22 protein-coding genes are annotated in these 23,574 nt (G+C 61.5%); 7 read left to right on the top strand and 15 right to left on the bottom strand.

All coding sequences use genetic code 11. From position 1 onward, the window contains the following. Window positions 1–118 precede the first annotated feature (118 nt). A complete protein-coding gene (locus ACPWMG_RS03090) occupies window positions 119–1,051 on the top strand; it encodes a LysR substrate-binding domain-containing protein (RefSeq protein WP_483303203.1) in 933 nt (310 codons plus the stop codon). Between the two features lie 191 nt (window positions 1,052–1,242). Here ACPWMG_RS03090 and ACPWMG_RS03085 read toward each other — a convergent pair whose 3' ends face one another. Then, window positions 1,243–2,088: an inositol monophosphatase family protein gene (locus tag ACPWMG_RS03085; protein ID WP_483303202.1), complete on the bottom strand. Its 846-nt coding sequence runs from the start codon at window positions 2,086–2,088 to the stop codon at window positions 1,243–1,245. A 196-nt stretch (window positions 2,089–2,284) separates the two neighbouring features. On the opposite strand from ACPWMG_RS03085, the gene ACPWMG_RS03080 reads away from it, so the two are divergent. Together ACPWMG_RS03080 and ACPWMG_RS03075 are read left to right on the top strand one after the other, a co-directional pair. After that, window positions 2,285–3,355 carry an ROK family protein gene (locus tag ACPWMG_RS03080; RefSeq protein ID WP_483303201.1) on the top strand — a complete coding sequence of 357 codons (1,071 nt, stop codon included), beginning with the start codon at window positions 2,285–2,287 and terminating at the stop codon, window positions 3,353–3,355. A gap of 156 nt (window positions 3,356–3,511) precedes the next feature. Beyond that, a complete protein-coding gene (locus tag ACPWMG_RS03075; protein ID WP_483305165.1) occupies window positions 3,512–4,147 on the top strand; it encodes an HAD-IA family hydrolase in 636 nt (211 codons plus the stop codon). A gap of 259 nt (window positions 4,148–4,406) precedes the next feature. Here ACPWMG_RS03075 and ACPWMG_RS03070 read toward each other — a convergent pair whose 3' ends face one another. From ACPWMG_RS03070 to ACPWMG_RS03020, 11 genes are all read right to left on the bottom strand, one after another. Beyond that, entirely contained in the window at window positions 4,407–4,829 is a 423-nt protein-coding gene (locus ACPWMG_RS03070; protein ID WP_483303200.1) for a VOC family protein, read from the bottom strand. Window positions 4,830–4,983: 154 nt separating this feature from the next. Next, window positions 4,984–5,748, bottom strand: a complete 765-nt coding sequence (locus ACPWMG_RS03065) for an enoyl-CoA hydratase (RefSeq protein WP_483303199.1) — start codon at window positions 5,746–5,748, stop codon at window positions 4,984–4,986. Window positions 5,749–5,808: 60 nt separating this feature from the next. Beyond that, entirely contained in the window at window positions 5,809–6,657 is an 849-nt protein-coding gene (locus ACPWMG_RS03060) for an acyl-CoA thioesterase (RefSeq protein ID WP_483303198.1), read from the bottom strand. A gap of 17 nt (window positions 6,658–6,674) precedes the next feature. Next, on the bottom strand, window positions 6,675–7,883 hold the full coding sequence (locus tag ACPWMG_RS03055; RefSeq protein ID WP_483303197.1) for an acetyl-CoA C-acyltransferase: 1,209 nt from the start codon (window positions 7,881–7,883) through the stop codon (window positions 6,675–6,677). A gap of 9 nt (window positions 7,884–7,892) precedes the next feature. After that, window positions 7,893–10,292 (bottom strand): 3-hydroxyacyl-CoA dehydrogenase/enoyl-CoA hydratase family protein, encoded by a 2,400-nt coding sequence (locus ACPWMG_RS03050; protein WP_483303196.1) that lies wholly within the window; start codon window positions 10,290–10,292, stop codon window positions 7,893–7,895. A gap of 57 nt (window positions 10,293–10,349) precedes the next feature. Beyond that, window positions 10,350–10,790, bottom strand: coding sequence for a DUF2147 domain-containing protein (locus ACPWMG_RS03045; RefSeq protein ID WP_483303195.1), 441 nt, complete (start codon window positions 10,788–10,790; stop codon window positions 10,350–10,352). Between the two features lie 49 nt (window positions 10,791–10,839). Next, the gene (locus tag ACPWMG_RS03040) at window positions 10,840–12,636 is read right to left on the bottom strand and encodes an acyl-CoA dehydrogenase C-terminal domain-containing protein (protein ID WP_483303194.1); all 1,797 of its coding nucleotides are present in this window, start codon (window positions 12,634–12,636) and stop codon (window positions 10,840–10,842) included. Between the two features lie 51 nt (window positions 12,637–12,687). Continuing rightward, entirely contained in the window at window positions 12,688–13,389 is a 702-nt protein-coding gene (locus tag ACPWMG_RS03035; protein ID WP_483303193.1) for a TetR/AcrR family transcriptional regulator, read from the bottom strand. Between the two features lie 218 nt (window positions 13,390–13,607). Continuing rightward, window positions 13,608–14,471 (bottom strand): fumarylacetoacetate hydrolase family protein, encoded by an 864-nt coding sequence (locus ACPWMG_RS03030; protein WP_483303192.1) that lies wholly within the window; start codon window positions 14,469–14,471, stop codon window positions 13,608–13,610. Window positions 14,472–14,525: 54 nt separating this feature from the next. Next, window positions 14,526–15,272, bottom strand: a complete 747-nt coding sequence (locus tag ACPWMG_RS03025) for an SDR family NAD(P)-dependent oxidoreductase (RefSeq protein WP_483303191.1) — start codon at window positions 15,270–15,272, stop codon at window positions 14,526–14,528. Continuing rightward, complete coding sequence (locus tag ACPWMG_RS03020) at window positions 15,269–16,003, bottom strand: SDR family oxidoreductase (RefSeq protein WP_483303190.1); 735 nt, start codon at window positions 16,001–16,003, stop codon at window positions 15,269–15,271. The genes ACPWMG_RS03025 and ACPWMG_RS03020 overlap by 4 nt, the downstream gene beginning before the upstream one ends. 186 nt (window positions 16,004–16,189) lie before the next feature. On the opposite strand from ACPWMG_RS03020, the gene ACPWMG_RS03015 reads away from it, so the two are divergent. From ACPWMG_RS03015 to ACPWMG_RS03005, 3 genes are all read left to right on the top strand, one after another. Then, on the top strand, window positions 16,190–16,936 hold the full coding sequence (locus ACPWMG_RS03015) for a FadR/GntR family transcriptional regulator (protein WP_483303189.1): 747 nt from the start codon (window positions 16,190–16,192) through the stop codon (window positions 16,934–16,936). Between the two features lie 65 nt (window positions 16,937–17,001). Beyond that, entirely contained in the window at window positions 17,002–18,528 is a 1,527-nt protein-coding gene (locus tag ACPWMG_RS03010) for a UxaA family hydrolase (RefSeq protein WP_483303188.1), read from the top strand. 25 nt (window positions 18,529–18,553) lie between these two features. Continuing rightward, the gene (locus tag ACPWMG_RS03005; RefSeq protein ID WP_483303187.1) at window positions 18,554–19,615 is read left to right on the top strand and encodes a malate/lactate/ureidoglycolate dehydrogenase; all 1,062 of its coding nucleotides are present in this window, start codon (window positions 18,554–18,556) and stop codon (window positions 19,613–19,615) included. A gap of 87 nt (window positions 19,616–19,702) precedes the next feature. On the opposite strand, the gene slmA is transcribed toward ACPWMG_RS03005, so the two are convergent. The 3 genes from slmA to ACPWMG_RS02990 form a co-directional block, all read right to left on the bottom strand. Continuing rightward, a complete protein-coding gene (slmA, locus tag ACPWMG_RS03000; protein WP_483303186.1) occupies window positions 19,703–20,380 on the bottom strand; it encodes a nucleoid occlusion factor SlmA in 678 nt (225 codons plus the stop codon). Window positions 20,381–20,406: 26 nt separating this feature from the next. Next, entirely contained in the window at window positions 20,407–21,297 is an 891-nt protein-coding gene (gene argB / locus ACPWMG_RS02995; RefSeq protein ID WP_483303185.1) for an acetylglutamate kinase, read from the bottom strand. 95 nt (window positions 21,298–21,392) lie between these two features. Continuing rightward, window positions 21,393–22,496 (bottom strand): MraY family glycosyltransferase, encoded by a 1,104-nt coding sequence (locus tag ACPWMG_RS02990; RefSeq protein ID WP_483303184.1) that lies wholly within the window; start codon window positions 22,494–22,496, stop codon window positions 21,393–21,395. A gap of 204 nt (window positions 22,497–22,700) precedes the next feature. Here ACPWMG_RS02990 and ACPWMG_RS02985 point away from each other — a divergent pair, with 204 nt between their 5' ends. Continuing rightward, on the top strand, window positions 22,701–23,465 hold the full coding sequence (locus ACPWMG_RS02985; RefSeq protein WP_483303183.1) for a glycosyltransferase: 765 nt from the start codon (window positions 22,701–22,703) through the stop codon (window positions 23,463–23,465). Window positions 23,466–23,574 lie beyond the last annotated feature (109 nt).

Here is a 23,574-nt window from a genome sequence, read left to right as displayed (position 1 = left end):
GCCGCTGTGAGAGGCATCCAATAGGCCAAGCCCTGTGCATAAATGTATTCATGCATCGAATAAACGATAAGATGGCTTTTTCGAGATGCTTTGGTGCACCAGTGCACCAATCCGAGCGATGGAAGACCTCAACGATCTCTATTTCTTTGCGGCCGTGGTCCAGCACAACGGCTTCACGGCGGCGGCCCGGGCCACCGGTGTCGAGAAGACCCGCCTGAGCCGACGCGTGGCCGAACTGGAGCAGCGCGTGGGCCTGCGGCTGCTGCAGCGCTCCACCCGCTCGATTGCCTTGACCGAAGCGGGCGAGCGGTTTTACGCGCGCTGCCTCACCACCGTGGAAAGTGCGGCCGCCGCTTACGACAGCATGGCCGAGCTGCAAAGAGAACCCTCGGGCACGGTGCGCCTGGCCTGCCCGGTGGTGATGGCGCAAAGCTATCTGGCGCCCATCCTGCCGGGCTATCTGGCGCGTTACCCCAAGGTCAAGGTGTTGATTGAAGCCACCGACCGCGCGGTGAATTTGATCGACGAACGTTTCGACCTGATGCTGCGCGCGCGCCGCGACATGAACGACGACCCCGGCCTGGTCGTCAAATCCTTAGGCATGGCGCGGCTGATCCTGGTGGCCAGCCCGGCTTTTCTGGATGCGGTGGGCCGCCCCACCACGCTGCAGCAAGTGGCGACGATGGAAGTGATGAGCCGCATCAGCGACCTGCAAGATGGCGAGGCGCATTGGAGCCTGAAGCACCAGCAGGCGCAACAGGTGGAGTTGGTCAAGGCGAACCCGCGTTTGGTCACCAGCGACTTGCGCGTGCAGATGGAGGCCGCCATCCACGGCATTGGCTTGGCCCTGCTGCCCGAGCCCATCGTTGCCGGCCTGCTGGCCAGTCAACAACTCGAACATGTGCTGCCGGATTGGGCCAGCGACGGCCACATGGTGTACCTGGCCTACCCACCACCCAGAGGCATGTTACCGGCGGTGCGCAGCTTCATCGACTACCTGACGCTGCACCTGCCCGCCAAGATACGCGAACACCAAGCGGTGCAGTTTTAAGGCGACGCTGAATAAGTCCCCGTGATGACGCGAGCCTCGGTTTGGGATGAGGTGCAAGGCGCAAGTCCGCGCCATAGCCGTAGCTATGGCGCGGACTTGCAACGCAGCAGATCGCCCAAAACGAGGGAACGCGGCGCACGAGGGACTTGTTCAGCGTTGCCTAAAGCTTATTTCTGCGAGACCAATACGCCTCACGGCGCAGGGCGGCTGGGCTCCAGAAGCGCATCGCGCACCCGTTGCCACGACGCCTGATCGGGGGCGCAGATCAGCCCACCCGTGAGATGCGTGGGGGCATACGGCGTGCCATCGAAATGCGCGCTGTAGCCACCGGCCTCTTGGTGCAACAGCCAGCCAGCGGCATGGTCCCAAGGCATGAGCTTGTTGTAGAGCACCACGTGGCAGTGCCCTGCGGCCACCAAACGGTACTCATGGGCCGCACAGCGCAGCCAGAAATGCATCGCCAGCTTTGACAGATTTTGGGCCACCGTGGCGCGCAAGGGTTCTGGTAAAAAATTCGTACCCGTCACGCCGTGCATCTGCGCAACGGGCACCGCTGCGGCCACCTTGAGATCAATGACATCGTTGCCTTCTGCTTGCCGCCAAGCGCCTTCGCCGCGCACGGCATAAAACGTGTCGCCGCACACGGGGTCGTGGATCACCCCCAGCACAACCTCGCCCCGCACCACTGCCGCCACCATCACGCCAAACAGTGGCAAACCGGACGAGAAGTTCTTGGTGCCGTCAATCGGGTCGATGAGGAAGGCCAGGTCTGCCGTGACCAGCTTGTCGAGCAACGTCGCGTCTCGCCCGGCGGCTTCTTCGCCCACCATCAAAGCATTTGGATAGAGCTTGCGCAGCCGCGCAGAGATCTCGCGTTCTGCGGCCTCGTCCGCATCGGTGACCACATCAAAGGCCGAAGACTTCTCGCGCGTCGCGTTGGCCATGCTGCCCCTGAAGCGCGGCATGATTTCAGCGCGGGCCACCTCCGAGAGAATCTCGCCGATGCGGCATGCGTCTTGACGTGTGAATGTGCTCATGTGGTCGCGTGGTGAAAGCCTGGCCGCAACGGGCGCCGGAATGGAAGGCATCGTACCGCAGCGCATTTCAATGCCAACCTGGCCTCTCGACAGATGCGGTCTTGGCTGACGAGCACATGCGCTTTTCGCCGCTCGGCTCGCCGAATGGCCCCGGTAACGATGGAAGTCTTTCCAAACCAATATTCCCACCAACCTCATGCCCGCCAAGTCTCTTGCACCGGCCTTCAATGCTGACGTCCACGGCAGCAGGGATCTACCTTCCCTCACCATCGACAGCTACAGCCTGTCGATCCGAGAAAAAGATGGCGAAAGCTTCGTGGGCGATCGCGCCAGCCGAACCGCGTTTTGCAACACGCTCGACGCCTGGCGCAAACAGCTCAAGGGCATGAACGGCGGCGAAGACCCGTTGGGCGACAAGCCCTCGAGTGAAATCGGCAAAAAGGGCATCGACGAATGGCTGGCCGAAGACGAAGATGCCGCCGACACCATCCGCCTGGCGGTGGAAGACTACGCGCACCAACTGGCTCACGTGGTCGGTGCTTTTCTGAAGCACAAAAAATGGCGCGGCGTGGAACGCATCATCATCGGCGGTGGCTTCCAGCAGAGCAAGGTGGGCAAGCTGGCCGTGGCGCGCACCGCCAAGCTGCTGAAACAACAGAACGTGCGGGTTGACCTGCGCCGTCTGCACCACCACGCCGACGAGGGCGGCCTGGTCGGCTGGGTGCACATCGTGCCGGGCGATGTGCTGCGCGGCTATGACGCCCTGCTGGCTGTGGACATCGGCGGCACCAACGTGCGCTGCGGCATCGTGCGCCCCAACCACGAACGATCAGACGATCTACGGCACGCAGAAGTCGTGAAGCGCGAAAAATGGAGCCATGCCGAAGACAAAGACGCCACCCACCGCGTCCACGTTCTGGATGGCATTGCTGAAATGCTGGAGAAGCTGGCCGCCTACGCGAAACGCAGGCGCATCCGGCTGGCGCCATTCATCGGCGTCTCTTGCCCAGGTGTGGTGTTGAAAGCCGGCGCCATCGCCGCCGGCACACAAAACCTGCCGGGCGACTGGGAGAGCGAAACATTCCACCTGCCCACCGCGCTGACCGAGAAAGTCCCCACCGTCCACGGAGAGGCCACTCGCGTGTTGCTGCACAACGATGCGGTGGTGCAGGGCCTGTCGGAGCTGCCGTTTACCACCGACGTGAAGCACTGGGGCGTGTTGACGGTAGGCACCGGGTTGGGCAATGCGAGCTTCACCAACCGGTGATGGAGAGCCCCCTCGCCAAGACAAAGTTTGCAAACTCTATTTTTTAGTCTGTACGATCAAAGCTTCAAAAGCTGAAAACGATATTCCTTGAATTCAAACTCCATTCGGTTGCACCACGACCACATCCGCGCCGCCATCGTTGATTTAGACGGCACCATGGTGAACACCCTCGGCGACTTCAGCGCGGCGTTGAACGGCATGCTGCACGCGCTGCAGTTGCCTGGCATTGCGCCCGAGCGCATTCAAAACATGGTGGGCAAAGGCTCTGAGCATTTGATCATCTCGGTGCTGCAAACCGTGCTGACCGAAGCCGGTGAGGCTGACGTGCCCGCAGCCTGCAAACACCTCTACCCCGCAGCCTGGGCGCACTACCAAGAGCACTACCTCGCCATCAACGGCCAGTTTGCCGACGTGTACCCCGGCGTGGTGGAGGGCCTGCGCGCCATGCAAGCCAAGGGCTTGACCCTGGCCTGCCTGACCAACAAACCCACCGCCTTTGCGCGCCCGCTGCTGGAGCGCAAGGGCTTGAGCGTGTTCTTTCGCCATGTGTTTGGCGGCGATGCGTTCGAGCGCAAAAAGCCCGACCCGTTGCCGCTGCTCAAAACCTGCGAAGCACTGGGCCAGTTGCCCGCGCACACGCTGATGGTGGGCGACTCCAGCAACGACGCCCAGGCCGCACGTGCAGCCGGTTGCCCGGTGGTGCTGGTGACTTACGGGTACAACCACGGCGAGCCGATTGAAGCGGTGGATGCCGATGGCTTTGTGCCGTCGCTTGCGCAGTTATTCCTGTAAGCCTTCGGCCTACACCGGCTCAGGCCAAGCACCGACTTGTTGCCTTAGCCGCCGCCCACAAGGCGGCCTTCGCATGCTGCTTAAGCTACCTCCATACAAAACCTTACAACCCAAACGTATCGGAGGCCTTATGGACTGGATGGAATTAGTGATTGTGGCCACTTTTGGCAGCTTAGTTCTGGTAATGCTGGGCAATGCACTGCATGAGCTTTTAGACACCGAAACCCAGTAAGTCCAGCACATGTGCTGGGCCGAGGTTTTAATCCTTGGTCGGCGTGGCTGGGTTGGCATTGGGATCCATGTAGGCTAGCTCCCAGATATGGCCGTCAAGGTCTTCAAAACCATGGGAATACATGAAGCCGTAGTCCTGCGGTTGACGCGGTATGGAGGCACCTGCCGCTCGTGCCTTGACCACCAACTCATCCACCTCGGCCCGGCTGCTGCATGAAATGCACACCAACACCTCGGTGCTTTTCTTGGCATCGGCGATGGGTTTGTCGATGAAAGTTTTGAAGAAGTCTTGGACCAGCAGCATCACGTAGTTGTGATTTTCACTGAGCACCATGCAGGCGCCTTGGTCGTTGGTGAACTGGGGGTTGAAGATGAATCCCAAGGCGGTAAAAAACGCCTTGGAACGCGCCATGTCTTGAATGGGCAGGTTGACGAAGATCTGACGGCTCATGGGTGGGTTTCCTGTGCTCTAGAACGGGTTGCACAGAATAAACCACCCATGGCCGGAGTCCACCTGGTGAACCCGTAACACTACGTTTTCAATAGCTGTTCGCGCAACAGCAGCGAGCGCAAGAAACCTTTTTCTCTAAAGGCTTTCGCGCCACTCAAACCTTCGAGAAGTCTGGGCGACGCTTTTCCATGAACGCCCCAAAGGCTTCACGCGCAGCAGGCTCACGCAACATGCGGCCAAAGCTCACCAACTCTTCGTTGATCTTCGCCGTGACCTGCGCGGCGTTTCCGCTCTTCATCAAACGCTTGGTTTCCACCAGTGCGCTCAGTGGCTTGGCGGCCAACTTGCGCGCTTGTGTTTGGGCAATGCCGTTGGCTTCGGTCGGTGGCACCACGCGGTTCACCAGGCCCACTTCGAGTGCGGCTTCGGCCATGAAAGGCTCGCCCAACAGCAGCGCTTCACACGCGCGGTGGTAGCCCATCATCTGCGGCACCAGCAGGCTGGAACCCGCTTCGGGGCACAGGCCCAGGTTGACGAAGGGCATGGAGAACGCCGCGTTGTCGCCCGCGTAGACCAGGTCGCAATGGAACAGCAGCGTGGTGCCGATGCCCACAGCCGGGCCGCACACCGACGCCAGCACCGGCTTGGCAAAGCTGGACAGCGCGTGCAGGAAACGGATCACCGGCGCGTTTTCGCCCGAGGGTGGATTGTTCAGAAAGTCGGCAATGTCGTTGCCGGCGCTGAAGATGGTCTCATGCCCCTGGAACACCACCACACGCACGGCCGCATCGGCGCTGGCAGCGTCAAGCGCATCGGCCAGCGTGCTGTACATCGCGGCGGTGATGGAGTTCTTTTTGTCGAGCCGGTTGAAGGTGATGGTGGTCACACCGCCGTCGGTGTGGGTGAGGATGTCGCTCATGGTTTTGCCTCCAGGGGATTCAAGTGTTGGGATCGCGTTCACGCAAGCATCGGCCAAAGCCTAGGCCTTGTAATAGACGATTTGATGTGAGGTGGCGAGCAATGTACCCGCCGGGTTCCACAACTGTACCGCCTGGTCGAAGAAGCCATTGCGAAAACCTTGGCCGCGCGCCTGGCCCAGCAAAAAGCTGTCGCCGGTGGCGGCCAGTTGCGCGGCGCTGGCGTGGAAGTACGTGGTGATGGACACGGTGCCCGCCGGCACCATGATGGCGCGGCGCAGCCACACGCGCGGGTAAAACACATCGGCGAACGCGGCCAGCGATGCGAAGTCGAGCGGACGCGGTGGCACGTCGCGCACCCACAGGCGCGACAGGCTGGCTTGCTCGGGCGGCAACGGGTTTTCGGCACCGTCCCACGCTGTGGGCACGGCACCGGCCACGGGGCGCATCTCGTAGCGGCGCAGCCACTCCAGCGGCATCGGGCCTTTGATCGCTTCAACGTCTTGGGCGTGCGGCACCTCCGGCATGGGGCTGTCGCTCGCGCCCCAGGTTTCGCGGCGCAGCGCGGTCACGGCGGTGGCAGTGGTCAGCACTTGCGGCACGCCCTCGGCGTCGGGCTGGGTCATCTCCACCGTCCAGTGCTGGGTGGAGCGGTTGGTTTTGGCCGCACGCGCGGTCACGGTGTAGGCGCCCTGCCCCAAGGCCGCGGCAAAGTTCACCGTGAGCGCAATCGGTTCGCCCAAACAGGCGGGGTGTTGCAACACCGCCTGCAGCATCACCGCAGCGGTGGCGCCGCCAAATGGCCCCACCATGTTCCAGTAGCGCGGACTGGCGGTGCCGGTGCTCACGCCGTCAGCGGCAGCGCCAACGGGGGTGAGCTGCAGGGCTTGGTCGAAGTCGTGCATGGCCATGGTCTAAATCAAAAGATTTAAACGCGCTCGAAGATACCGGCTGCGCCTTGGCCCATGCCCACACACATGGTCACCATGCCGTAGCGCAGTTTCTTGCGCTGCAAGGCATGGATCACGGTGGCGGCGCGGATGGCACCGGTGGCGCCCAGCGGGTGGCCCAAGGCAATGGCGCCGCCCATGGGGTTGACCTTGGCGGGGTCGAGACCCAGCGTGTTCATCACCGCCAGCGACTGCGCGGCAAAGGCTTCGTTGAGTTCGAACCAATCGATGTCGTCGCTCTTCAAACCGGCGTAACGCAGCGCAGCGGGAATGGCTTCGATCGGGCCGATGCCCATGATGTGCGGTGGCACGCCCTTGGCGGCGTAGCTCACAAAACGCGCCAGCGGCGTGAGGCCAAAACGCTTCACAGCCGATTCACTGGCCAGGATCAAGGCACCTGCGCCGTCCGAGGTCTGCGAGCTGTTGCCCGCCGTGACCGAGCCGCGTGCGGCAAACACCGTGCGCAGCTTGGCCAGACCTTCGACCGTGGTGTCAGGGCGGGCGCCTTCGTCGAGGCTCACCACACGTTGGCGAATGTTGACTTCGGCGGTGTCGAGGTTGACCGAGCGTTCGTCCACCGTCACGGGCGTGATCTCATTGGTGAACTCGCCAGCCTTTTGCGCGGCCAGGGCACGCATGTGCGACTGGTAGGCAAACGCGTCTTGCGCGTCGCGGCTGACCTTCCACTGCTGCGCCACTTTCTCGGCCGTCAGGCCCATGCCGTAGGCGATGCCGTAGCTCTCGATGTCGTCCGGGTTGTTGAAGATGGTGGGCGACAGGCTGGGCGAGTTGCCCATCATCGGCACCATGCTCATGCTCTCGGTACCGGCGGCGATCATCACGTCGGCTTCGCCCACACGGATGCGGTCGGCGGCCATTTGCACGGCCGACAAACCAGACGCGCAGAAGCGGTTGACGGTGATGCCGCCCACCGACTTGGGCAAGCCGGCCAGCACCGCGCCAATGCGCGCCACGTTCAGGCCTTGTGCGCCTTCAGGAATGGCGCAACCGCAGATCACGTCTTCAATGGCGGCCGGGTCGAGGCCTGGCACTTGCGCCAGCGCCGAGCTCAGCACGGTGGCCAGCAGATCGTCGGGCCGCGTGTTGCGGAAAAAGCCTTTGTGCGAGCGGCCGATCGGCGTGCGCGTAGCGGCAACGATGTAGGCTTCTTGAATTTGTTTGCTCATGGTGAATCCTTAATTGCGCACAGGCTTGCCAGTCGACAGCATGCCCAGAATCCGCTCTTGTGTTTTTGGGTTGACGATCAAAGAGCAGAACGCTTGGCGCTCCAGCGTCATCAAATATTCTTCGGTGACCAAGGTGTTGGCATCGACATCACCGCCGGTGACCACGCCCGCGATCAGGCTGGCAATGTGGAAGTCATGCGCGCTGATGAAACCACCGTCGCGCATGTTGACCAGTTGGCCTTGAATGGTGGCCTTGGCCGAACGCCCCGCCACCGGGAACATACGACGCTGTGGCGCGCGGTAGCCGCTGTTGAACATGGCCTTGGCTTCGGCCAGCGCCACGTAGAGCAGCTCGTCCTTGTTCGGCACGATGATGTCGCTGTCCAGCACATATCCCAGTTGGCGGCTCTCCAGCGCACTGGTGCCCACCTTGGCCATGGCGGCGGCGGTGAAGCCTTCGGTCAGGCACTTCAAGATGTCTTTGTCGGTAGAGAGCGCGGTGTTCTCTGCCGCGCGGCGGGCGATGTAAGTCAAACCACCGGCGCCCGGCACCAGGCCCACCCCCACTTCCACCAGACCGATGTAGCTTTCCATTGCCACCACACGGCGTGCCGAGTGGATAGCCAGTTCACAGCCACCGCCCAACGCCAGGCCACGGATGGCTGACACTACAGGCACGCTGGCGTAGCGCAGGCGCAGCATGGTTTGCTGCAGGTGGTGCTCGGCGTCTTCAATGGCGCTCACGCCCACCGCCATGAAGGCAGGCATCATGGCTTGCAGGTCGGCACCGGCGCTGAACGGATCGTCGCCCGACCAGATCACCAGGCCTTGGTAGTCGCTCTCGGCCAGGTCGGCCGCGCGCTGCAGGCCTTCCGCCACTTCTGGGCTGATGGCGTGCATCTTGGTTTTGATGCTGGCGATCAGCACTTCGCCGTCCAGGCTCCACAGGCGGATACCGGCGTCTTCATGCACGGTGGTACCGGCTTTGGAGAACGGCACCGCTTGGCTGCCCAACACGGTTTCGGGGAATAACTGACGGCCATGCACGGGCAACACGCGGCGTGCCTCGAACTTGCTGGTGGTGGGGTTCCACGAACCTTCGGGCGTGTGCACGCCACCGGCTTCGGCTACCGGGCCCTTCAGCACCCAGTCTGGCAGCGGCGCGTTCGACAGCGTCTTGCCAGCGGCAATGTCTTCCTGAATCCACTGTGCCACTTGCAACCAACCGGCTTCTTGCCAAAGCTCGAACGGGCCTTGTTGCATGCCGAAGCCCCAGCGCATGGCGAAGTCGACATCGCGTGCGGTGTCGGCAATGGAGGCCAGGTGCACGGCAGCGTAGTGGAAGCTGTTGCGCAGTACCGCCCAGAGGAATTGGCCTTGCGGGCCTTCGCTCTCACGCAGCAGCTTCAGGCGTTCGCCCGCAGGCTTCTTCAGCATGCGGCCATACACCTCGTCGGCCTTCTGTCCACCGGGCACGTACTCTTTACTGGCCAGGTCGAAGCGCAGCACATCGCGGCCCACCTTCTTGTAGAAACCGGCCTTGGCTTTCTGGCCCAGGTTGCCCATTTCCAGCAACGTCTTCAGCACGTCTGGCGTGCCAAAGCTGGCGTAGAACGGATCGGTTTGTTCGGTCAGGTTGTCTTGCAGCGTCTTGATGACGTGGGCCATGGTGTCCAGGCCCACCACGTCGGCGGTGCGGAAGGTGCCCGAGCTGGCGCGGCCGAGTTTCTTGCCGGTGAGGTCGTCGACCACGTCGTAGGTCAGGCCGAAGTTTTCTACCTCTTTCATCGTGGCCAGCATGCCGGCGATGCCGACGCGGTTGGCGATGAAGTTAGGCGTGTCTTTGGCGCGCACCACGCCCTTGCCCAGGCCGCTGGTCACAAAGGTTTCCAGGTCGTCCAGAATTGTGGCGCCGGTGGTGGGGGTGGGGATCAACTCCACCAGGTACATGTAGCGCGGTGGGTTGAAGAAGTGAATGCCGCAGAAGCGCGGTTTGATCGACTCGGGCAGCGCTTCGCTCAGCTTGGTGATCGACAGGCCCGAGGTGTTGGATGCGACGATGGCGTGCTTGGCAACGAAGGGCGAGATCTTTTGGTAAAGGTCGAGCTTCCAGTCCATGCGCTCGGCAATGGCTTCGATCACCAGGTCGCAGTCTTTGAGCAGATCGAGATGCTCTTCGTAGTTGGCGGCCTGGATCAGGTTCGCGTCAGACGCCACGCCCAGGGGGGCGGGCTTGAGCTTCTTCAGGTTGTCGATGGCGCGGGTGACGATGCCGTTCTTCGGGCCTTCTTTGGCCGGCAGGTCAAACAACACCACCGGCACTTTGACGTTGACCAGGTGCGCAGCAATCTGCGCACCCATCACGCCTGCGCCGAGCACGGCGACTTTTTTTACTTGAAATCTGGACATGTTTGTTCCTAGATAAATCTTCGGTAATCTTGGTTCGCTGCTTGGTCAGCTAACTCTTTAGGGCTGACGCGTCCACGTTTGCGTGCGACCGAACGGGCCAATGGAGCCGCGCACTTCAAGCTTGTTGCCGCCATCAATCGGCGTCATGCGCAGGGTGTAGGTCTTGCCGCTTTCGGGGTCGAGAATGCGGCCGTCTTCCCACACGTCCTTGCCGTCGGCCTTCTTGGCGCCACGGATGATCTCCAGGCCCACCAGCGGTTTGTCTTTGCGGTCGTCGCTGCACTCGGTGCACACAGCGTCTTGCTTGGCTTCCTTGCGCAGCAGCTTTTCAATGCGGCCGCTGAGCACGCCGCCGTTTTCCACAATGCGCACCTGCGATTTGGGTTCGCCGGTTTTGTCGTCCACCGACTGCCAGGTGCCCACGGGGGTCATCTGCGCGGCTGCGAGGCCGCAAACAACTATCAAAAGGCTAGCTGTCACCGCTTGTTTGATGCGCATGGTGTGTCTCTTTTCTTTAAATTTTGAACGCTGCTGAAGGACTGCTGATTTAGGCCAACGCAGCGTCGGTGTCCATCAACACCTTGCTACCGGTGCGCGCAGTGCGCATCAGCGAGGCGGTTTCAGGGAACAGCTTGGCAAAGTAGAAACGTGCGGTTTGCAGCTTGCCCAGGTAGAACTGGTCGTTGTTGCCGGCCGCGATTTCGCGCAGCGCCACTTGGGCCATGCGTGCCCACAGGTAGGCGAACACCAAGTGACCGGCCACGCGCAGGTAGTCCACGGCAGCGGCGCCCACTTCGTCGGGGTTCTGGAAGCCCTTGAAACCGATCTCGGTGGTGAACTTGGTCATCTGGTCACCCAGGTAAGCCAGCGGGTTGATGAACTCGGCCATCTTCTCGTTCACGCCTTCTTCCATCACCAGCGCGCCCACCAGCTTGCCCAGCTTCTTCAGCGTGGCGCCGTTGTTGCCCAGCACCTTGCGGCCCAGCAAGTCGAGCGACTGGATGGTGTTGGTGCCTTCGTAGATCATGTTGATGCGGTTGTCGCGCACAAACTGCTCCATGCCCCACTCTTTGACGAAGCCGTGGCCGCCAAACACTTGCATGCAGTGGTTGGTGGAGATGTGGCCGTTGTCGGTGATGAAGGCTTTGACGATGGGGGTCAGCAGTGCCACCAGTTCGCCAGACTCTTTGCGCACCTTTTCATCGGGGTGGGCCTTCTCTTTGTCGAGCAACAGCGTGCAGAAGATCTGCAGCGCGCGGCCACCTTCGGCGTAGGCCTTGGCGGTGAGCAGCATCTTGCGCACGTCGGGGTGCACGATGATGGGGTCGGCGTCTTTGTCCTTGGCTTTCACGCCGGACAGGCTGCGCATCTGGATGCGGTCTTTGGCGTAAGCCAGGGCGTTTTGGTAAGCCACTTCGGTCAAGCCCAGCGACTGGTTGCCCACGCCCAGGCGTGCGGCGTTCATCATCACAAACATGGCGGCCAGGCCCTTGTTGGGCTCGCCCACCAAGGTGCCGACGGCGCCGTCAATCACGATCTGCGCCGTGGCGTTGCCGTGGATGCCCATCTTGTGCTCCAGGCCGCCACAGTAGATGGGGTTGCGCTCGCCCAGCGAGCCGTCAGCCTTCACCAGGAACTTCGACACCAGGAACAGGCTGATGCCTTTGCTGCCCTTGGGGGCATCGGGCAGGCGCGCCAGCACCAGGTGCACGATGTTGCTGGTCATGTCGTGTTCACCAGCCGAGATGAAGATCTTGTTGCCGGTGATCTTGTAGGTGCCGTCGGCCTGCGGTTCGGCCTTGGTGCGCAGCATGCCGAGGTCGGTACCGCAATGGGGTTCGGTCAGGCACATGGTGCCGGTCCACTCGCCGCTGGTGAGCTTGGGCAGGTAGAGTTTCTTTTGCTCTTCGGTGCCGTGGGCGTGCAGGGCTTCGTAAGCGCCGTGGCTCAGGCCGGGGTACATGGTCCAGGCCTGGTTGGCGCTGTTGAGCATTTCGTACAGGCACTGGTTCATCACCGATGGCAGGCCTTGGCCGCCGTATTCGGGGTCGCAGCTCAGCGCTGCCCAGCCGCCTTCAACGTACTGCGCGTAGGCTTCCTTGAAGCCCTTGGGCGTGGTCACGGCGTGGGTGGTTTTGTCGAGCACGCAGCCTTCTTCGTCGCCGCTGATGTTCAGCGGGAAGGTGACGTTGGCTGCAAACTTGCCGGCCTCTTCCAGCACCGCATTGATGGTGTCCACGTCGACTTCAGCGTAGGCCGGAATGGCCTTGAATTCATCGGCCACGTTGAACACTTCGTGCATCACAAATTGCATGTCGCGCAGTGGGGGGTTGTAGGTAGGCATGGTGTTGGCTCCTTGGAAGATGGGGTTTGAATTGATGGATGGCGTGGCAACTTAACTCGCCGCTTTGCCAGTGGATTTGGGGGAAACTTTGCGCGCAGCCTTGGGGGCTGCCGCGTTGGAAACGGGTTGGCTGATACAGCGCGCCAAAATGTTGTCGAAGCCGGTCACGGCGCGTTGCAACGAGCCTTCTTTGCGCAGGAAGCGCGCTTCGTAATGCAGCACCAGAATCAGGCCGTGGATCTCGAACAGCATTTGCGACTCATCGAGGTCGGCTTTCAGCTCGCCCTCTTCTTTGGCTTGCACAATGGCGCGCGCCATGGCGGCGTGCCAGGTCATCACCGATTCGGCCAGCGCATCGCGCACGATGCCGGGGCGGTCGTCAAACTCCACCGCACCGCTGATGTAGATACAACCCGAGTCGATTTCGACCGAGGTGCGTTTCATCCAGTTGGCAAACATGGCACGCACGCGCGCCAGACCGCGGGTGGACTTCAGCGCGGGGTAGAACACTTCGTCTTCAAAACGCGCGTGGTACTCGCGCACGACGGAGATCTGCAGCTCTTCGCGCGAGCCAAAGTGGGCAAACACGCCCGACTTGCTCATCTGCATCAACTCGGCCAACGCGCCAATGCTCAAGCCCTCCAGCCCGATCTGCGCTGCCAGGCCCAAGGCGGCGTCGACGATGGCGGCCTTGGTTTGCTGCCCCTTTTGCAGGCTTTTAGACGGTTTCGCACGAAGCGCGGTGGCAGACATTGCATTCCAGAAAATAAAACGAACGATCGTTCTATTTTGCAGGATTTTTAGAGATCCGCACAAGTTTTTAATGCTGTCGCTGTCACCTGTGCAGGGGCTTATCCCGAAATCGCGGGTAAACCCTTATTTAGTTGCCGCAAACAAAAACAGCGGCGTCTCGCGAGAGATCGCCGCTGCAACAGGCTGCCGGACATCAAACCGGCGAGGTTCGGTTCAGCTTACAGCTTGAACGGCACCACCACTTGGCGTTGGTCGCCCAGGCCTTCGATACCCAGGGTAACGACGTCGCCCTTCTTCAGGTACACCGGTGCAGGCTTGCCATCTTTCTTGGCACCCATGCCCACGCCTGGAGGCGTGCCAGTGGTGATCACGTCGCCGGGTTCCAGCGTCATGAACTGGCTCACGTAGCTGATGATCTTGGCCACGCTGAAGATCATGGTCTTGGTGCTGCCGGTTTGCTTGCGCTCGCCGTTCACGTCCAGCCACATGTCGAGCTTTTGCGGATTCGGCACTTCGTCACGCGTCACCAGCCAAGGGCCGATGGGGCCGAAAGTGTCGCAACCCTTGCCCTTGTCCCATGTGCCGCCGCGCTCGATCTGGAATTCGCGTTCGCTCACGTCGTCGATGGTGCAGTAGCCGGCCACATAGTCGAGGGCCGACTTTTGCGACACGTGACGCGCTTGCTTGCCGATGACCACGCCCAGCTCCACTTCCCAGTCGGTCTTGACCGAACCCTTGGGCAGCATCACGTCGTCGTTCGGGCCTTGCACGCAGCTATTGGCCTTCATGAACACCACCGGCTCCTTGGGGATCGGCAGGTTGGACTCGGCAGCGTGGTCGGCGTAGTTCAGGCCAATGGCGATGAACTTGCCCACGCGGGCCACGGGGCAACCGATACGCGGCTTGCCACGCACCAGAGGCAACTTGTCGGTCTTGATCTTGCGGATCTTGGCCAAGGCGGCGTCGCTGAGTTGGTCGGGCGTGAAGTCTTTGATCACACCGCTCAGGTCACGCAGCTTGCCATCGGCATCTACCAGGCCCGGCTTTTCTTTGCCGGGGTTGCCATAACGCACGAGTTTCATCCAGGGTCCTTTCAGTTGGGATGTTTGATTAGAGCACTAAGCCCATTCGCTAAATCAGTATGTCGAACGTCCACCCGACAAGTCGAAGATGGCGCCGGTGGAGAACGAACAATCTTCGCTGCACAACCACGTCACCATGGCCGCCACTTCGTCAGGTGTGCCAAAGCGCCCCATGGGGATTTTCGACAGCATGAACGCAATGTGCTCGGGCGACATCTGGTCGAAGATCGGCGTCTTCACGGCCGCAGGCGTCACGCAGTTCACGCGGATGCCGGTATCGGCCAATTCTTTGCCCAGCGACTTGGTCAGCGCCATCACACCGGCCTTGCTCGCGCTGTAGGCGCTGGCGTTGGGGTTGCCGTCTTTGCCAGCCACCGAGGCGATGTTGACGATGCGCCCGTAGTTGCGCGTGCGCATGTGCGGCACGAGTTCGCGGCAGCAGAAGAACAAGCCGTTCAGGTTGACCTGCTGCACCTGCATCCACTGCTCGGGCGGATAGTCCCACAGCTTGACGTTGGGGCCGGTGATGCCGGCCGAGTTGACCAAGATGTCGACCGCCGGGTTCACCGCCAAGGTTTCGCGCACGGCATCGACCACGCTGGTGTGGCGTGACACATCCACCGCCACCGTGGTCACACCCGCGCCCAGCTGTTCTTTGGCCGTGACGAGCGATTGCTCGTTCATGTCCCACAGCGTGACCGTGCCGCCCGAAGCCAACATGCGCTGCGCAATGGCGTAGCCCAGGCCCACCGCGCCGCCAGTGATGACCGCGTGGCGGCCCTTCAGGTCGAGTTGGTTCATATGGTCATGCCGCCGTCGATGGAGAACACCTGGCCGGTGGCAAACACCGACTCGTCGCTCGCCAGATAGACCACGATGGGCACGATCTCGTGCGCCTGCGCCAGGCGGCCCATGGGCTGGCGGGCCACAAAGGCTTTGCGCGCGGCTTCAGGGTCGGCGTTGGCGTTGATGCGGTCGTGCAGCGAAGGCGTGTCGACCGTGCCGGGGGCGATGGCGTTGCAGCGGATGCCCTGCGCCACAAAGTCTGCCGCCACGCATTTGGTCATGCCGATCACTGCCGCCTTGGTGGTGCCGTAGACAAAACGATTGGGCAGGCCCTTGATGCTGCTACACACGCTGGCCATGTTGATGATGCTGCCGCCGCCAGCCTTCAGCATGCGCGGCAACGCAGCTTGGACGGCCCACACCTGGGCGCGCACGTTGAGGTTAAAGGCAAAGTCGAGGTCGGCATCTGTCGACTCAAGCGCAGAGCCGTTGTGCACCACGCCCGCGCAGTTGAACAACACGTCGATGGCCGGCATGCTGTCGATCAGCTTGCCGATGGCGGCTTTGTCGAGCACGTCGAGCGGCAGCGCCTTCACATTCGCCACGCCGTCATACGACGCCAGCAGCTTGGCGTTCACGTCGGTTGCCCACACCGTGGCGCCCTCCGCCGCCAGCGCCAACGCCGCCGCCTGCCCAATGCCCTGCCCAGCCGCCGTCACCAAAGCCGTTTTACCTTTGAGCCTCATTGCATCTCCATGGGGTTGTGCGGCCTTGAGAACAAGCTCCAACGAGTTCTGACAGCGCGCTGATAAGAATTCAGGGTTTGCCCGATATGTGGCAAAAACTAACTATGGGAATATTAATTGGCCTTACCACTTGGCCAATTAAGGCTTAACCCTAGGTCAACTCAGCTTCCCCAAAACCATTTCTCTATGCCTTTGCACAGCCTCGAACCCCAACGCCTGTACCGGCAAATCGCCGGGCAACTACAAGCGCTGATCGAGTCGGGTGAGTTCCCGGTGGGCGCGCGCCTGCCCGCAGAACGCGAGCTGGCGGTGCAGTTGGGCGTGAGCCGCCCTTCGGTGCGCGAGGCGCTGATTGCGCTGGAAGTAGAAGGCTGGGTGGAGGTGCGCACCGGCTCAGGCGTGTACGTGCTTGCCCGCCAGGCCGATACCCGTAAGGCGCCCGTGCCGTCCTCCGAATGGGGCCCGCTGGAATTGATTCGCGCCCGCCGCGTGGTGGAAGGCGAAATCGCCGCCATCGCCGCCGTGCAAGCGCGCCCTGCGGACTTGACCGCCATGTCGCAGGCGATTGCCGCCATGCAGCGCGACACCGACAAAGGTGTTTTGCCCATGGCGGGCGACCGCGCCTTTCACCTCGCCATCGTGCAAGCCTGCGGCAACGCGGTGTTGACCGAGACCGTGCTGCAGTTCTGGGACTCGCGCCGAGGCCCGCTGTTTGAGCGCCTGGGCGGCTACTTTGAAACCGTGGCCTCGTGGCGCGCCGCCATTGGCGAGCACCAAGAAATTTACGCGGCCATCGTGGCGCGCGACGCCGACCGCGCACGACGCGCCATGCAAGAACACATGGACCAATCACACCAGCGCTTCAGCGCCAGTTGGTCCGAGGCGCAGGCCACGCCACCGAAAACACGAGAGACCGCAGAACGCTCGGCCTAGACCCTTAGACATTTGCACGCGATACATCAGCACCCCACAAGCCCCTACAAGAAACGAGACACACGATGACGCCCTTTATCCGACTCCACCCCGCCGATGACGTGGTCATCGCCCGCGCCCAATTGGTGGGCGGCACCACCATAGAAGACTTCACCGTGCGCGGCCTCATCCCCGCCGGCCACAAGGTCGCCAGCCGCGCACTCGAAGCCGGCGCGCCCGTGCGCCGCTACAACCAGATCATCGGTTTTGCCTCGCGCCCCATCGCGCAAGGCGAACACGTGCACACGCAAAACCTGAACATGGGCCCGGACAAGGGCGACTTCTCGCGCGACTACGCCTTTGGCGCCGACGTGAAGCCCAACCCCACGCCGAAGAAGGCCACCTTCATGGGCATCAAGCGCCCCGACGGTCGCGTGGCCACGCGCAACTACGTCGGCATTTTGTCGAGCGTCAATTGCTCAGCCACCGCCGCGCGCGCCATTGCCGCGCACTTCTCGCGCCAGACCAATCCATCGGCGCTGGCCGACTTTCCCAACATCGACGGCGTGGTGGCCCTCACCCACGGCACCGGCTGCGGCATGGACAGCGAAGGCCTGGGCATGCAACTGCTGGAACGCACCCTCACCGGCTACGCCACACACGCCAACTTTGGCGGTGTGGTGGCCATCGGCCTCGGCTGCGAGGCCGCACAGATCAGCGCCTGGCTGGCCCACGCTTCGCTGCGCGAGGGTGAGAACTTTCGTGTGTTCAACATCCAAGACACCGGCGGCACGCAAAAGACGGTGAAGAAAGGCATTGAGCTGATCACCGAGATGCTGCCGCGTGTGAACGACGTGAAGCGCGAACCGTGCGACGCTTCGCACATCACCATCGGCCTGCAGTGTGGTGGCTCGGATGGCTACTCGGGCATCAGCGCCAACCCCGCGCTAGGCGCGGCGGTCGATATCTTGGTGGCCCACGGCGGAACCGCTATTCTGAGCGAAACACCCGAGGTCTACGGTGCCGAACACTTGCTCACGCGCCGCGCCGTGCGCCCCGAGATTGCCGACAAGCTGGTGGGCCGCATCAAGTGGTGGGAGCACTACACCGAGATCAACGGTGGCGAGATGAACAACAACCCTTCGCCCGGCAACAAGGCCGGCGGCCTGACCACCATTCTGGAAAAGTCGCTCGGCGCCGTGGCCAAGGGCGGCACCTGCAACCTCGAAGGTGTGTACGAATACGCCGAGCCGGTGACGGCGCACGGCTTCGTCTTCATGGACACCCCCGGCTACGACCCCGTGAGCGCCACGGGCCAAGTAGCCGGCGGCGCCAACATGATCTGCTTCACCACCGGCCGTGGCTCCGCCTATGGCTGTGCGCCCACGCCCTCGCTGAAGCTGGCCACCAACTCGGCTCTGTGGCAACGGCAGGAAGAAGACATGGACATCAACTGCGGCGAAATCATCGACGGCGGCAGCTCCATCCAAGCCATGGGGCAACGCATTTTTGAACTGGTGCTGGCCACGGCATCGGGCGAGAAAAGCAAGAGCGAAAAACACGGCTACGGCCAAAACGAATTTGTGCCATGGCAAATCGGCGCGGTGATGTAAACAGCAAACTCTATTGAATATTCACATGTCAAAAACACTTCTCGCACCCGCACTACAAGCGCAAGTCGCTGCCGTTTTAGTCGCCGCTGGCAGCAGCCCCGCCGAAGCTGAAAAAGTCGCTGGCAATTTGGTATTGGCCAACTTGAGCGGCCACGATTCACACGGCGTGGGCATGTTGCCGCGTTACGTGGATGCGGTACTCGAAGGCGGCCTGAGCCCGAACACCAGCGTCAAGATCAACCTCGACATCGGCAGCATGCTTGCACTCGACGGCCAGCGAGGCTACGGCCAGGTGGTGGGCGAGCAGGCCATGGAATTGGGCATGGCGCGCGCCAAGCAACACGGCAGTTGCATCATGACGCTGGGCCACGCGCACCACCTGGGCCGCATCGGCCACTTTGCCGAAATGGCGGTGGCGCAAGGTTTGGTGTCGATGCACTTCGTCAACGTGTTGTCGCGCCCAGTGGTGGCACCATGGGGCGGCGCCGATGGCCGCTTTGGCACCAACCCTTGCTGCATCGGTGTGCCGCTGCTGGGGCAAGAGCCCTTTGTGCTCGACTTCGCCACCAGCCGCTTCGCGCAGGGCAAGATGCGCGTGGCTTACAACAAAGGCCAGCAAGCCGAACCCGGCTCGCTGATCGACGAGCACGGCAACCCCACAACCGACCCCGGCGTGGTCGTGGTGCCGCAAAGCAACGGCCTGTTTGGGGCGCTGATGACGTTTGGCGAACACAAGGGTTACGGCATGGCCGTGGCCTGCGAACTGCTGGGCGGCGCACTCTCGGGTGGCGGAACCTGGCACCGGCCCACCACCACCGCGCGCTCGGTCTACAACGGCATGCTCACGGTACTCATCGACCCCGCCAAATTGGGCACACAAGAAACGTTCACCGAAGAAGCGCGCGCGTTTATTGAGTCCTTGCGCCAAGGCCCCGCGGCACCTGGCGTGGACCACGTGCAGATCGCCGGCGAACCCGAACGCGCCACACGCATCGCGCGCGCCAAGGAAGGCATCACAGTGGACAGCCAAACCTGGGAAGAAATCCGCGCGGCCGGCCAGAAGGTGGGCTTGACCGTTCCGGCCTGATCCAGATCGCGCTTTCAAGCCAAAAACAAACAGGTCGTGGGCATTTGCCGCACGGCCTGTTTTCGTTAAATGCGTGGCGCTGCGGCCTCAGAGCAGGATGGCGAGGCTCAATTCCAGTTGCTCGGTGGGCGCGCGCTTGAAGCCCGAGCGCGCATAACGCTGCAAACGCCCCAGCGCGAATGCCACCAACACCGAAGCCTGCACCTGCGCATCCACCGTGGGCGTATCGCTGGCCGCAGCGGCATGTGCTTCGCGCAGGCATTGGCGCAGCGTCGCCTCAATCTTGTCGAAAAACAGGTTCATGCGCTGTGTCAGACGCTCGTTCTCGAGCACCAGCGCGTCGCCCACCATCACGCGCGTCATGCCGGGGTTCTTCTCGGCAAACTGCAACAGCACCGCCACCATGCGCGCGGCTTGGCGCAAGCCAGCGTCGAGCACTGGCGGCTCGGAAACACTGGCCGCATCCGCCTTGGCCATGATCTGGTTCAGCAGTGAGAACACCGACGACTCAATGAACTCGATCAGCCCCTCGAACATCTGCGCCTTGCTGGCGAAGTGCCGGTAAAGCGCGGCTTCACTCACCTCTAGCCGCGCGGCAAGAGCGGCGGTGGTCACGCGGTCGGTGCCGGGTTGCTCCAGCATGGCCGCCAACGCCTGCAAGATCTGCACACGACGTTCGCCTGCGCGCGGGCGCTTGCGCACCAACGCTCCTGGTGCAGCGCCGTCCTCGGTGGAATGAAGCTCTTCGGCTGTGGGCTCAGGCATGGACACGCGGTGGCTAGTCTCGCCGCTCAATGCGAGCGGATCATGGTGCCGAAAGCCTGGTCGCTCAAGATTTCAAGCAACATGGCGTGAGGCACGCGGCCGTCCACGATGTGCACCGCATTCACGCCACTCTTGGCCGCGTCGATCGCACCCGCTAGCTTGGGCAGCATGCCACCGGAGATGGTGCCGTCGGCGATCAGCTCATCGATCTCGCGCGAAGTCAGTTCGGTCAGCAGCTCGCCGGCCTTGTTGAGCACGCCAGGAATGTTGGTCAACATCATCAGCTTCTCGGCCTTGAGCACGGTAGCGAGCTTGCTGGCCACCACGTCGGCGTTGATGTTGTAGCTCTCGTTGTTCTCGCCAAAACCGATGGGGCTGATGACGGGAATGAAGGCGTCATCTTGCAACGCCTTGACCACGCTCGGGTCAATGGAGACGATATCGCCCACCTGGCCCACGTCGTGTTCTTTGGAGGGGTCGGCGTTGTCGAGCATCTTGAGCTTTTGCGCACGGATCAAGCCGCCGTCACGCCCGGTTAGGCCCACCGCTTTGCCGCCGGCCTGATTGATCAGGCCCACGATGTCTTGCTGCACTTCACCAGCCAACACCCACTCGACCACTTCCATGGTCTCGGCATCGGTCACGCGCATGCCCTGCACGAACTCGCCCTTTTTGCCGAGACGCTTGAGCGCGGTCTCGATTTGCGGGCCGCCACCATGCACCACCACGGGGTTCATGCCCACCAGCTTGAGCAGCACCACGTCTTCGGCAAAGTCGGCCTGCAACTCGGGGTCGGTCATGGCATTGCCGCCGTACTTGATGACGATGGTTTTGCCGTGAAACTTGCGGATGTAAGGCAGCGCCTGGGCCAGGATCTCAGCCTTGTCCCGGGGGGCAATCAACGTGGTGTCGGTCATGTCAATTCCGTGTGATCAGTCAAATCGAAGCGATTTTCTTATTGTGCCTGAGCAGCGCGGCAAATCGGTGAACCCTACAACCCAAGCTTATGCGCTCACTTGCGCAACCAGCGCGGCACCTTGAAGCGGATGATCATCAGGTAGGCAGAGACGTAGGCAATCACGAACAATGCGCAAACCACAGCCAACACCACCGTATTGCGCCAGAACAAAACCGCTGGCACGACCGTCAGCAAGGTAAAAGCCCAAAGATAAGGCGATGTGCGGTTGTTGCGCATCAAGACGCGACGCGACTCGTCATCATGGAACACACCGTGCACGATACGGCGGTAAATCAGTTGATGAAAATGCAAGGCATCCGCTACACCAGGAGACATGCCCCGAGCCCATTTTCGATAGATGGAAAAAAGTGTTTCCCAAACTGGGTAGATCAACAACAGCATCGGAAACCAAGGCGAAACCTGCTCGTGCCGTTGCACCAAGACGATGCTGCCCAATGCGATGATGACACCCCATAAATAGGCCCCCCCATCGCCCGCGAAGAGCATTCCGCGCGGGTAATTCCAGATCAGAAAACCCGCCGTCGCGCCCGTGAGACACACCAGCATGCCAGCCAGTTGCCTGTCGCCCACCTGAAGCGACACATAGATTAGTGCCAGCGAAACGATCAGCGCGACCATTCCTGATAGCCCGTTATAGCCGTCAATGATGTTGAACGCATGGGGCAGTCCCATGACAGCCATCAAGGCGAGTACCATGCCAAGCCATGGGGCGCTAAGCAATAAGTTATCAACGTAAGGTATTCCAAGGCGCGGCACGGCAGCTCCGACCAAGAACGACGCACATATGCCAGAGAGCGCCGTCAATCCAAGGCGATAACGCACGCTGAGGCGCTGCGTGAAATCCTCTGCAATGCCGCCAACCAAAGCCGGCAACAACGCTGCAGTCCAAGCCCCCACCATGCCAGCGTTGATGCCCAGGTTGCCATAGTTCTGCAAGAAAAAGATGACGATTGCCACGCTCCACGCGGCAAACAAGCCGACGAAAATGGCTACTCCGCCCAGCCGCGGCACGTCTCCAACATGGAAACGTTGCGGCATGGCATCGCCATAACGGCGGGCGTGTCCACGTGCACGACGTACGACAACAAGTCCGGTGAACATGGCCACCCAAAAACTCAAACACAACAGAAAAAACATGTAAAACGATCGGAATCGGGGGCTACAAGCCGAGGGATCACGAAGAATTCGGTCCCGGCACAAACAGTCGATCGCTTTGCCGACTCTTTACACAGTTTAAACTGCCTGCCGCTTAACACCTGTGGGGCAAATACCCCAATACCCAATTCTCAGGTATACGGCCTTAGCCTACTGACCTCTTTGACTACTTTGCCGGCTTCGCCTATGCATCTTGAGACACCATCGCCACAGTCCATCGACCGCGCCATCACGGTTTCCATCGTGAGCCATGGACAAATGGAGATGATTCTGCCTTTGCTCAGGCAACTCAATGCATTCAGTCGATCGGTCATAGAGAGAGTCGTTCTGACCGAAAACATTCCGGAGCCAGATCTTGTCACGGATTTGACAGTCGACCTCCCCGTCGAACGGATCTTCAATAGCTCGCCAAAAGGCTTCGGCGCCAATCACAACCAAGCCTTCAAAAAGTGCTCCTCACCTTGGTTTCTGGTACTAAACCCAGACATTCGCCTGGACAACAATGTGCTTAAGGCGCTACTGACCCAGGCCCACCCGGAAAGTGGACTGCTCACGCCCCGTATCCTTGAACCGGGCAAGACCGAACCAGAACAACATCGCGGCGTGATCACTCCACTGGAGATCCTGACGCGCCGCCGCCCTGGATATACCCCACCAAAGACCCCTGCCTGGATTCCCGGCTTGTTCATGCTGTTTCGCCAAAAAACCTACGCGCAGATCGGTGGCTTCGACGAAAACCGTTTCTTTATGTACGGGGAAGATTTCGATATCTGCGCCCGCACACGCCTCGCTGGTTGGCAGCTACAAGTGTGCGAGGACCTTCACGCGACACACGACGCCCAGCGAGCAAGCCATAGAAGCCACCGCCACCTGTATTGGCATATCACCAGTCTATTGAAGGTCTGGACGTCCGTAGCCTTTTGGCGCTATAGGCGCATCGCGGACCGTTAAAATCAGCGGAGTGCAGTGGCGATGCGCACTACGAGCGCGCTCTACAAACACTGACCACCAGAAGCCTGGATGTACCGGCCCACCTTCGACCACTATGAATTTAGTCTCT

This window comes from Hydrophilobacter chitinilyticus (assembly GCF_049860745.1).
GTDB lineage: Bacteria > Pseudomonadota > Gammaproteobacteria > Burkholderiales > Burkholderiaceae_C > Rhodoferax_B.
The sequence above is the reverse complement of the archived record's forward strand: the minus strand, read 5'-3'. Positions and strand labels throughout refer to the sequence as shown.